This is a genomic window from Candidatus Zixiibacteriota bacterium, assembly GCA_019038695.1.
In the GTDB taxonomy this organism is placed as follows: Bacteria; Zixibacteria; MSB-5A5; order GN15; family FEB-12; genus B120-G9.
The window spans coordinates 1-12,024 of the sequence record JAHOYZ010000014.1; the positions used below are offsets into that span (position 1 = coordinate 1).

Consider the following 12,024-nt stretch of genomic DNA (forward strand, 5'->3'; position numbering starts at 1 on the left):
GAGAGTCATTTGCGCTTCCATCCATGTGCAGGCCATCATCGAACATTGGAAACGCCTGGTAACCGGTTCCGAAATCTACCATAGCCGTAGTTCCTGCCAGACCGGAATCAGATGTAATCGTAGAGCGGATAACGACTTGTGTATCAGACTCATGGGGTTCAGGAGGAAAGACAGTGGTTCCACTCAACGTTATCGGATATATTTCAATGGTTGCTCCTGGCAGAAGAGTTCTACCATCAAAAGCCGGATAGTCAAGCGGGTATCTATGAACAAGAAACATCAAGGTCGCAATGGGATCTTCTCCCTGGACTGTCGGGCCGGTTCTGCCATCAGGATTCTGATACAACCAGACGACCTCTCCGGCAGGATTAACCTCACGAATCAAGCCGTCGGGACCATTGACCATAATGGTATTGCCGTTGATCAGACGCTGGCATCCTGATCGAACCGGAGCAAAGAATGACTCCGGTGGGTCGGCTGTGAATGACCATATTGGTGAAGAGGGTTCATGAGCTATACCGGGTGGAGGAAGGGGATAGTCTCCAAACTCATCAACCGGCAGTTCAATTTCGACTACCGAGGAGTAATCCCACAGATTCCCATTGTTAAAAACTAGTATATTCCCTGCACCCGGATATCCCTCGGCTGCCCAATGGGCATTGTGTTGATAGGAGAGTTGTTGATCGGTTGAGTCGCCGGCCCGATAAGATTGAGGGTTACCCCAGCGATATAGAATATCCCCACCCATACCCCGGGTACCGCCGGTATGTCCGGAAGCCTGGATTGTGTTTGTGCTGTGATCTATAACCCAAAACTCATTTGCTAATCGCAGACTGATGGCAATCTGATCAAATCTGGTGTTGTAGTTGACACCATTTGCATGAAGCCAGGAGTCATATTTCATGCCAAAGTTAAGATCCAGCAGTTCGGGATGATCCTCAACAACACCGTAATTGGGTTTGGTGGGATCGAAGTCCTGAATAAGATGGTCCATTATCGACCACTCCCATACGATAATTCCCGTGGTCGGACCGGTTGGCATGACTTCAATAATCCCCTCAGCTAGAAGAAGCTCGCCACCAAACGTGGAGATATCTCCTCCTAAGGCTATGAAGTCGTCCTGGGAGAAATTCTGCCGCACATTCATAAGTACATTTCCATTGGGTAACGGCTGAATATCGTGATGCTGGCTAAAGGAAGTATCAGTACACATCCAATCCCATATCTTGTTCCCGTCCCAATCATACTTCACTAGGTGAGCTGAAATCTCTCCACCTGCGGTAACCTTACGAACCAGATCGCCAGTAGGCGAAAGATATGGAAAAGCCAAAAACGAATATGTGGTATCGTCCCACGAATGTACCACCCGTCCGAATTCATCAATCAGATAAACGCAAGATGAATTTTGGGATGCAATCAAAGTATAACCATCTGACGATGACGTGTCATACTCAAACAAGCCAACCGTTTGCTCGGCCCGCAGAAGCGTGGTGCCCAGGCTGAATATAAAAATGGAAACGATAAGTGACACAATGTCGCGACTCTCAGGAAGTCTCATCTGATACAATCTCCGGTTGTCTGGACCATCAATAAACTCACGCAACAACGAGAACTATCTTGTTGCAGTCTCGATCATAATTCGGGTCAGGTTTCCCTACCCCTGGGGTTGGCAATTTGGCGGCGGGCCACCTCTAAACAGAAAGTCCACCATGTAAGTCAGGTCTGCGACCGTCAATCCGTTGGCGCCATCAACGTTGGCCGCCTCGATTACCGGCGGTGGCGGACCGCCTATAAAGAGGTATTTTGTGAGGTACGTCAAATCGGCGATATTGGGACCTTCGTCATCAGCGTTTACGTCTCCGGATATGTGCCCTACAAAAACGAACCTGCCAATTGCCGTAAACGGGGAGCTGTCCAAGTACTCACCGGTTACGGTGTAAGGCAGAGCACTGATGTCAAAAAGAATTCCGTAACCTTCAATGAATTTCTTGGCATGGAAAACAACTTCGAGAACCTCAGCATCGAAATCGGGATGAGATGGGTTCACTGCGACTGATACCGGGGTAACAGCGCCATTGATCGAGAGCGATGCGGTATTGACGTCAGAGACAATGTAGCCGGAATCAAAATTGCCCAAGTGTAGTATTAGCTCAAGAGGATCTATGGTCTTTGAAAAGAAGCGATACATCGTATCAGGTTCAGGCGCGGTGGCCGGTATGGTCCCCCACCTGGTTTGATTGAACAGGATCGATACGTCTCCGGATTGCGAATTGGCTACGGCCAGGTCGTTGTCCAAGTCTCCATCAAGGTCGGCTGCGAAAATTGCTTTAGGACCATCACCTGCCCCAAAATCGAGTGCTGCTGCAAAAGTCCCGTCACCGTTGTTCAGTAGTACCGATACGTTACTGGAATTTCCATTCGCAATCGCCAAGTCGTTGTCGTTATCACCATCAAAATCAGCCGATGATACGGAGCTGGGCTCATCTCCGGCTCCATACTCGATTGATGCTGCAAAGGACCCGTCACCATTGTTCAACAGGATAGAGACGTCATCAGATCTCAGATTCGCCACAGCCAGATCATTATCATTGTCACCGTCAAAATCGGCTGAGAAAACGGACCAGGGTTCAGTCCCAACACTGTAGATGCTCGAAAGGGCAAAGGTCCCATCACCAGCGTTCAAAAGGATAGCGACATCGTGTTCAACCTTATTTGCCACTGCCAGATCGTTGTCGTTGTCACCGTCGAGGTCAGCAGCGAATACTGACCAGGCACCATCGCCGGCAGCATAGTTAACTCTGGGAGCAAAGGTCCCATCGCCATTGTTAAGCAGAATAGAAACGTTATCGGATTGTCGATTAGTGACGGCAATATCGAAGTCGGTATCCCCATCAAGGTCGGCGGAGAACAGGGCTCGAGGTTTTCCTCCGGCTTGATAATTGGCCGCCGGCGCAAATGTCCCGTCACTATTATTCAACAGAACAGAGACGTTGTTCGAATTGGCATTGGTGACCGCCAGATCATTGTCACTGTCTCCGTCAAAGTCGACAGAAATAACACCAGAGGGAAAAGCACCGGTCTCATAATGGACGGCTGGAGAGAAGATCCCAATGCTGTTATTGAGCAGGACAGAGACGTCGCCGGAAGCGCGATTGGCCACTGCGAGGTCCTTATAACCATCTCCGTTGAAGTCAGCTGAAAACACCGCTCTCGGGCCGGTTCCGACATCGTAATTGACTGCAGGGTCAAAGAGAGGATCAGCAGACAAAACGGAGCCGGTCAAAGCCAGAATGAGTAGAAGGGTTAGCAAGGTACAGGCTCTTGTAGTCATGTTGCTCTTTCCAGTAATAGGTATGTACAAAGTAGTAACGGGTGCACAAGCATAGTGGCCTGCCGACACCTAGCAACAATATACGGGATATTTCTCACATGTCAAGTGTGTGATACGTCACCTCGGACGATACTGGTTGTCCAGCTGATAGTTTTTCTTTGAGCACCTCATGCGGTGTTTTCCCTTTCAACGAACCGTGTGATCGGCTGAAGTTGTAGAAGTCTTCCCAGACCTTGAGTTTTTGCTTCAAATCAACGTCGTCAGTGTAGGTGAGTAGCTGATAGAATTCTTGCTTATCAGTCAGATGGGATCGTACGATTATGCCGTTGAGACGTGGTGTTCGTGGCCTGATGTAATCATGACGTATCCCCAAGTCGGCTAAGTGCCAATGGAACCGGGCCTGGAATTCGTGGCCATTATCTGTCACAAAACGTCACAAACAACCAATTCATGTTCTGGCAACTCTTGTAATTGAAAGGAGTTAGATAATGAAAAGCTGGGAGACAGGGATTCGAACCCCGATTCCACGGTCCAGAGCCGCGTGCCCTACCATTGGACTATCTCCCAGTATGATTCACCAAAACAGTCAATAACTGTCCGGCTATGTCGGTGCCAATATAGATAGTTAGATCGGCTTGTCAAGGCTAACGTTTTAGTTCATCAAATCCCAACGGCGACTAAAAAGGCGCACAATCAACGCCCTGCCCTGCACTTGAAACCTCGCTCGCCGAGAAGTGATTCGATTGCGTAAACCGCGCGTCTCCCCCAACTTCAGACTGATACCCCGCCCCCGATACTCGGTTCCGGTAATACTCAGAACGACCTTTTCCGACAACGCTAATACTGACACTGTATCCCCCACTTTATCCGTGAATGTTACAGCGCCATCAACAACCGGTCTGATCTCGTGCATGGGACTGATGATTCGAATGAGTGGTGCCTTCCGGCTCCCAGAGTCGAAAACTCCATAAGACACGCAGTGCGTGTTGGCGAGGAGGTGGTCGATCTCTCCGACGCTTGGTTGCACAATGTCGATGGTGCGAGCGCCTATCTCAACACAATAGTCGATGGCAAGATGCAGGTCGGTTTTGTCCTTCCGTGACGGATGACGTATAACCGTCGTTGTTTCAGGAAGATCACGTGGAAATCGTTTCAGGGAATCAAAATCACCGATTAGAATATCAGGAAACAAACTGGCCTTGCGAAAAAAGCTGTAGCCGCCATCGACAGCCACAGTGCATTTGGAATTGCAGAATTGCCGGTAGAAAGACATATCTTGTTGACGGTAGACACCATTCAGGAAAAGCGTGAAACCCTTCATTGCGGTTGTAGTCCCAGCGCGATACAGGCGGCACCGATGAGAGGTGTTCTTTGCTCAAGAACAACATGCACTGGTATGTCGAGCAAACGTTCTTCCATTTCGCCGCGCCGCGTGAAGCGCTCCATGAAAAAACCCTTGTCCAGAACTGTGACAATCTCGGATACGATGCTGCCACTGAGATAGATCCCGCCCAGTGTCATTCCGCGCAGAGCAAGATCGGCTGCTTCAGAAGCCAGGCAGTCTATGAAAATGTCGAGTGTTTCCTCGGCCGTTTCATTTTCTCCAGCCAGAGCCAATTCAACGATCTTGCCCGTACGGACTGAGCCTTCCTGAAACCAGTTCGGTAATTCCAGATGACCGGAATCAGATACGAAGCGAAAAATGCGGTTCAAGCCTCGTCGGCTCACAATGTCCCCTACCTCGACCCGTGAATGCTCAGCATACAGATACTGCCATAGTTCGGTTTCAAGCTGGTTGCCAGGAGCAAACCCGGCGTGGGGAGATTCGGTTACAAAAGTGCTGTACCGCTCACCATCATAAACGATCATGGTCTCGTCGAGCGAATTATTTATCGTCACCAATCCCTTGTTGGCATTCGGAATCGGATTCCCCTCATTGAGGGTATAAAAACGATCTGGTTTCAGTTCGAACAAACCCTGGGCGGCAGCGATATGCTCATTGACCAACCGCACTTGCGAAAACGGCAAACGATCAGCAATCTCCTGCCCATCGATGGGCCAGGGAAGATATCGCCCGGGGGATGAGTTATCGTAGATCGGACCGGATACGGCAAAACAGGCAGGCCCCGACTGTCGATCCTGATTACGTAAATAGCGTCGCACCAGCGACTCAAAATCGTTGGCGGTATTATTCAGATCAACTTGATTGTTGAGGTGTATCTCCCCCTTGGGACGAGTTACAGTAGCAAGACGCGTAGACTTACTTGTGACGTATCCCGCTAACATACTGTCGTACTGTACATTGTGTTACGTACCTAAAGTGTTAGTTGTCCTTGTCCGATAAATCAGGACGCCAACAAAGGTCGGTTGGCTCTATCGGTGTGTTTCTACACTTCTTATACGTTAAGTATCGACAATTGGTCGGAGAAATCCGAGCAAACATTACCGGCGTTTCCTACGAACGGCTATTCCAACTGTGAATCGGCTGTATCTCGACCATGTACAATTCGATTCACCCAGTATTCTTCATTGGCAATTATCATCTCAGCCGTCAGCTCTGTCTCCCGGGGGAACAATTTCACTCTTCGGTTCTTCATCGTAAATACATTAGGACGGAACGACTCCCGATAACCTTCAGGGGGATATCGATCATGGGCCATAAGCCGTTCTCCGAACGGCTTGGTTTGATGCCGCGCAATCACATAGTCATTCAAACCATAGGCATCAATAATCGCCACATGAGGAAACACCCACCCTGGAATACCGACAGTCGATGCCACCATGACCGGATAATTGCCGACCGAATGTTCGCCGGTGCGGACGTGCTCGCCTTCGGCACGTGTGACATTGGACTGTCGTTTATATTCGTAGAATATCTTGTGTTCCTGATGCCTCATACCCACGTGATGCTGGATGAGCCACCTCTGGAGATTATCGAAAGCCACACCATACCAGCGCACGAAGCCGGGAAACCGTTCGCTGATAGGTATCTGCATTATGTATGTTTCATCGCGCGTCGTGAGATTCTTCGTCATGATCCAATGGGTCCACGGCACCGGCAAGGACAAAAGGACAAACAGTCCAAGAAGGGTAACTGCCGCTCGGGGTTTGAGGTCCAGCGATGTAAGTAGCCATACGAAAGAGATGAATATTAGCGGGACCCAGAAACTATACACGCGATACTCGAAGTGATCGCCACCGATTATTAGCGTGTAGTAAAGCAAATGGATCAGTAGGGTAGCTGTGATCACGGTAGTACAGAGCGGCCGGTTGAGTTGTGATAGTCTGCCAGCGATTCCAGCCGCAAGACCGTTATTCCCATCTTCAGGCTGCCACGATCGCTGACAGGTCCGCCTTCTTATCCATACTACTGCAAGCCAAAGGAAGACCACCAGCCAGACCCAAAGGGCGTATTCAAGTACAAACGAGGCGAAATACCTGATCCCGGCTTCCGGCCACGCTGCAACATGTTTCGCGTAGTACGTATTGGGAAGCCACTCGCCATACGTAAGTCGCCGCCACACCAGATGGACTGGAACAGCCATCAGGGGGATAAGGCTAAACAACGAACGCGCTCTGTAAAGGCGGTGCTGTATGCTGGCCCGCAACCACACGGCTGCCAACACAATTGTCGCGGCTACCATAATCATGCCATCCGGCCGGGTCAGGTATGCGAAGACGGCCGCGCTGGTGAATCCAAAGAGCCAGAGGGGACGGTATTTAGTAGTAAAAACACCGATCACAACCCAGAGCATCAGGCTAAAGTTGAACATTGCCGTCTCCAAACCGGAGCTGGTCCAGGCCAGAAACGTCCTATTGCTGAGAGTTCCCGCTAGGATCACCGCGAGGAAAACCAAGCGAAGACCGCTCAACTGCTTGCTTAGGCGCATACGCCGTACGGCTCGAATTGTGAGTAGTAACGTACCCCCGGAAAATAACAGTGATAAGCTGTTGGCCACTTGGGGAGGCATCAAACCGAAAACCCGCCAAACCAGATCCAGCACCACAACCCACAGAAAGCTAGTATAGCCTTCCACCGGACGAAATGGTGGCGGATTCCATGTATAACCGTACCCCAAGATGCTGTTGCTGACATACCTGAAAGCGATAAAGGCATCATCAGTCAGGAACCAGAACAGTTGCCACCCGAGATATAGACCAACGGCCGACCCCATCACAATGATCGTTAAGAAAACGTTTGTCCGATGTGACTCCGACACAATCACCTTAGAGCGCTACTTGCTGTATGCCTGGTCTGCCTCTTCGCGGTTCTCTTACACTTGGAAAGAATCCCCTACACACGTACCGGTTTGCCTATGATTTGTCTGATGCGGTCGGCCACGCTGTCGGCATCAAGACCCAACATTTTGAACAAATCGGCTGGTTTGCCTGACGAAGCGTATTCTGTAACTCCGAGTCGAGTAAGTGTGCATCGTGCACCGGATTCCATCAACGCTACACCCAACGCCGTTCCCAAGCCGGTCTTGACGTTGTGATCTTCAAGCGTTACCAGATGATCATACCGGGCCAGCATCTGAATGTCATCAGCATGCAAATCTGACCAATCGGATACATTCACCAAAGCCACCCGGATATCTTTCTCGTTGAGTTTATTCCAGGCTTCAATGGCAACCGTAGCCATATTACCAGCCGCTATCAATGCGACCTTCTCGCCCGAGCGCAGAGTATCCATACGACCATAGTTGTAAGTATAGTCCTCGCCAAAGAACGGTCGGCCATCCTCGTCGGTGATAATCGGCACCTTAGACCTACCCATAATAATTGCGAAACTGCCGGGAGTGCTCAACACATACCGCGTAACTTTGTCAGTTTGGTTAGGATCGGCGGGCGTGATGACTTTCCATCCAAAGGTCGAGTTGAACAAACCAAAGTAGTCGATACTCTGGTGTGTCTTTCCGTCCTCGCCAACCTGAACACCGGCATGGGTACACCCAAGTTTGACATGGGCACGATTGATATCGTTAAGACGGGCTTGATTATAAGTTTCGGCAACGGTGAACATGGCGAAATCGGCCCACACTGCCAGTGCCTTCTCTGCCCCCAATGATCCAACTGTAGTGGCCACATTATGTTCCGAGATGCCACACTGGATGAAATTACTTGGGTACTTTTCTGCAAACGCCGCTGTCTTAACCGACCCGGCTAGATCGCAATCGAAGACACTCATCACAAAATCGCTCTTATCCATATTGGCACCAGCCACCGACAACAACGCCTTGCCCCATGCAGATCGGTTATCTGACGAATCGTCGGTTCCATATTGGAGTGGTGTACCCGGATCAACAACTGGAAACGGTGTTTCCTCACGCTTGAACATGGGTGGAGGACCATCAGCACGACGCGTGATAAGCGCTTTGAAATCACTGTCATCCGAGCCGAGCTGAGCAAGGGCATCACCAAGCATCTCGCGTTTTACTGGCGCACCGTGGTAGCCTTCTTTATTCTCCATGAATGACACACCCTTGCCCATCATCGTTCGGGCAAGAATCATGAACGGCGTTTCCGAATCCTGCGACGCCCGATATAGAGCACCATAAATCTGATCGAAGTCATGGCCGTCAATTTCAATTACATGCCAACCGTCCGACTTCCAATCACGGACTATATCCTGGGGCATGACATCACGAAGGCGGCCGGATATTTGAAGACGGTTGTAATCAACGATGGCGGTAAGGTTGGTCAGGCTATACTTTGCGGCCAGACGTCGCGCTTCCGATATCTGCCCCTTCTGCTGCTCACCATCCCCCATGGCAACATAGGTGTGAAAACTCTGTCCGGACAATCGCGCATAGAGCGCCTTGCCAATACCAACTGAAAGGCCTTGACCAAGATTACCGGTATCCCATTCGACTCCAGGGACTGTCTGCTCGACGTGTCCCTCGAAGGGAGAACCAGCCTGGCGGAAACCGTGCAAGCAGGGTACGATGTCAAAAAAACCAGCCGCCGCCAGCGAAGAATACACGGCTGGTGAAGTGTGACCGTGGGAAATAATGATGCGGTCGCGATCATCTCGACGCGGATTCCTGGGATCCACCCGGGCCATATTGTACAGCATCAGGAACACGTCAACCGACGACATAGAACCACCGGGATGTCCGGAGGCGGCAACAGATGTCATTTTCAGGATGTGGCCACGGGATACTCGGGCCATCTCAGTCAGCTTGTCACGCCATTCACCGGTAAGAGCGCTGTTGGAAAAACCTCGCCAGGGATCGAAAGTCATCGCTGCGTATCCTTTCTACTTGAGTGCAGAGCGCACTAGGTTACCAAACTCCTTGAGAGCACGAGCCGGATTACCATTGATAGCAATTGCCAGCATCGGTAGTTTTCGTCCTGCCAGAGCACGGGCATCGCCAATAGCCTGGGCGGAAATCAACTGACCAAAATCGAAAAACTGACCGGGAATATCAAGTCGGTCATATTTCTCGCGTACAAAAACAACGAACCGGCCAGTCGGTGGACCACCTTTGTACAACTGTCCTACTGAATGCAGGAAACGGGGTCCATAACCACGTAAGGTGGCTACCTTTTTCTTCCCCTGTATCTGCGAACGTACTTGGGCAAACTCCTTCTCGACAGCATTATCGGCCTTGAAATAGCCAAGTAACGCCACATACTCCGGCTTTTTCAAACCAGTCAGGAAACGTTTTACTACTTTGCGGAGATCGCAGATTTCCGCTCGAGTGTAGCGCCTACCGCTATGGCCCACGAGCGATAGGTGCTTGTAACGCGCCGTCGGAGCAGTATTGTCGAATTGTCCCGATTCCTGGTACGCCTTGAGAATAGCGGTGGTGTTATACTTGCTCTCGGTGACGTTGGGTTCGTCAAATGGATTGATCCCCATGTGATACCCAGCGACGGCTGTGGCTGCTTCCCACAATAGGAACTGAGCGCCAAGTTCGTGCATTGAATCCATCTCAATACTGACGACAGGGTAGCCTTTCTTAAGGAGCTTATTCCTAAGCGACTTGTTCGGGTCAGAACGTTCCGACCTCAGTCGAAGAAAGACAAACAAACGATCCCGGCCATACTTATCCAGAGAGCCAACCGGCTCGGCCTCGACCGGGATGACGCCCATGCCATTTTTACCAGTAGATTCGGCCACCAGTTGTTCCACCCACGGCACCAGAGGAGCGGTCTTCTTTGAGGCCATGAAGGTCAGTTTGTCAATACTCTCAAGTGCTGTCGTCGCCATTAGTGTTCCGAGGACCAGTGCAGGATTAGTCTCCCCTGAACGTTCGCGGATAGCCTTCTCCATGATGCCCGCACTTTCGAGTAGCATCTTCAAGTCCACACCGGCGAAGAATCCGGGAACCAGTCCAAAATATGACAGCGCCGAATACCGACCGCCGATGTCAGACGGATTCACAAAGGTCTTCCGGAAATGATGTCGGCGAGACAGTTTCTCCAAATCACTGCCCTTGTCCGTAATGGACACCAGATGCTTGCCAACCTTCTTCACACCGGCGCGACGGAGCATGTTCATAAAATAGGCCAAATGCGACCGGGTTTCGATTGTTGCTCCCGATTTGGACGCAACGATAAACAGCGTCTTCCTGGGATCAATCTTGCGGGCTACCGCCTTGATGGCGACCGGATCGGTTGAGTCGATTACATCAAATGACTTCACACGCGGATGAGACTTGAAGACGATATTGAACAACTCGGGGCAGAGCGATGATCCTCCCATGCCCATAAGCACGATGTGACACAGCCTGTCCGCAAACACGTCTTTACCAAATTGCTCAATGCGGCCAACCTGTCGCTTCATGCGCGGAACGATATCAACCCAGCCGAGGCGATTGGCTATCAACTTCTTTAGGGATGCGCTCTTGGCCAATACGCCAGCCTGACGGATCATAATCTTCGCAGCCACATCGTTCCGGGTGGCACGTCGCATGGCACGAACATATGCTTGATCCTGCCTACCAGCGGTTATCAAGAGATTGTTTCGCGACATTTAAAAATCCTTTGTATTATAGTGCGCTTATGTTCCGTGTTAGTGTCGTCTTATCCGCACAACCAAAAAAAGCAGTGCCCATCACAAGAATATCGGCTCCGGCTCTCACCACCGACTCAGCATTGCCTGCGTCCACACCGCCATCGACCTGAATAGCTGTTTTGAGATGATGACTCTCTATGAACTCGCGCGCGATATGTACGGCGTTGAGCGCGGAAGGAATGAATTTCTGCCCCCCAAAACCGGGATAGACTGACATAATCAGCAAGAGGTCAACTTCTTCCAGAAACGGTAACACTTTTTCTACATCTGTGTCAGGATTGATTGACAAACCCACCTGACAGCCGAAGTTCCTAATCTGATTCACGAGCGGTAACGGTTCGGGCCGAGCCTCATAGTGAAAGGTAATGCCGTCGGCCCCCGCACGGATGAACGCCTCGAAGTACTTCTCCGGCTCCGAGAGCATCAAGTGTACATCCAGAAAAGTATCTGAGAGCTTGTCAATAGTTTTTACGACGCCCGGACCAAACGAAATATTAGGAACGAAATGACCATCCATAATATCAAGATGAAACATGTCGATTCCGGCCTTGTCCGACTTACGGATTTCCTCACCCAATCGTGAGAAATCAGCGCCCAGTACAGAAGGAGCAAGTCTTGCCATACGACAATTTATGCAGTTCATCTGCGTTCCGCAACGGAAAATGGTGTG

General features: G+C 50.6%; 9 protein-coding genes and 1 tRNA gene. All 10 read right to left on the bottom strand.

Annotated features, from left to right (window positions below; translation table 11 throughout):
* The coding region (locus KOO62_06070; GenBank protein MBU8933555.1) for an aryl-sulfate sulfotransferase at positions 1 to 1,558 on the bottom strand (1,558 nt) is incomplete at its 3' end.
* 96 nt (positions 1,559 to 1,654) lie between these two features.
* Positions 1,655 to 3,331 (bottom strand): VCBS repeat-containing protein, encoded by a 1,677-nt coding sequence (locus tag KOO62_06075; protein ID MBU8933556.1) that lies wholly within the window; start codon positions 3,329 to 3,331, stop codon positions 1,655 to 1,657.
* Positions 3,332 to 3,425: 94 nt separating this feature from the next.
* Positions 3,426 to 3,758 carry an integrase core domain-containing protein gene (locus KOO62_06080; protein MBU8933557.1) on the bottom strand — a complete coding sequence of 111 codons (333 nt, stop codon included), beginning with the start codon at positions 3,756 to 3,758 and terminating at the stop codon, positions 3,426 to 3,428.
* Between the two features lie 69 nt (positions 3,759 to 3,827).
* Positions 3,828 to 3,898 (bottom strand) — tRNA-Gln (locus KOO62_06085).
* Positions 3,899 to 3,983: 85 nt separating this feature from the next.
* Entirely contained in the window at positions 3,984 to 4,652 is a 669-nt protein-coding gene (locus KOO62_06090) for a thiamine diphosphokinase (GenBank protein ID MBU8933558.1), read from the bottom strand.
* Positions 4,649 to 5,617, bottom strand: coding sequence for a glucokinase (locus KOO62_06095; protein MBU8933559.1), 969 nt, complete (start codon positions 5,615 to 5,617; stop codon positions 4,649 to 4,651). The genes KOO62_06090 and KOO62_06095 overlap by 4 nt, the downstream gene beginning before the upstream one ends.
* 179 nt (positions 5,618 to 5,796) lie before the next feature.
* Positions 5,797 to 7,551: a hypothetical protein gene (locus KOO62_06100; protein ID MBU8933560.1), complete on the bottom strand. Its 1,755-nt coding sequence runs from the start codon at positions 7,549 to 7,551 to the stop codon at positions 5,797 to 5,799.
* 74 nt (positions 7,552 to 7,625) lie between these two features.
* The gene (locus KOO62_06105) at positions 7,626 to 9,575 is read right to left on the bottom strand and encodes a transketolase (GenBank protein MBU8933561.1); all 1,950 of its coding nucleotides are present in this window, start codon (positions 9,573 to 9,575) and stop codon (positions 7,626 to 7,628) included.
* A gap of 15 nt (positions 9,576 to 9,590) precedes the next feature.
* Positions 9,591 to 11,312, bottom strand: coding sequence for a hypothetical protein (locus KOO62_06110; GenBank protein ID MBU8933562.1), 1,722 nt, complete (start codon positions 11,310 to 11,312; stop codon positions 9,591 to 9,593).
* Positions 11,313 to 11,328: 16 nt separating this feature from the next.
* Positions 11,329 to 11,976 (bottom strand): ribulose-phosphate 3-epimerase, encoded by a 648-nt coding sequence (rpe, locus tag KOO62_06115; GenBank protein MBU8933563.1) that lies wholly within the window; start codon positions 11,974 to 11,976, stop codon positions 11,329 to 11,331.
* Positions 11,977 to 12,024: the final 48 nt, after the last annotated feature.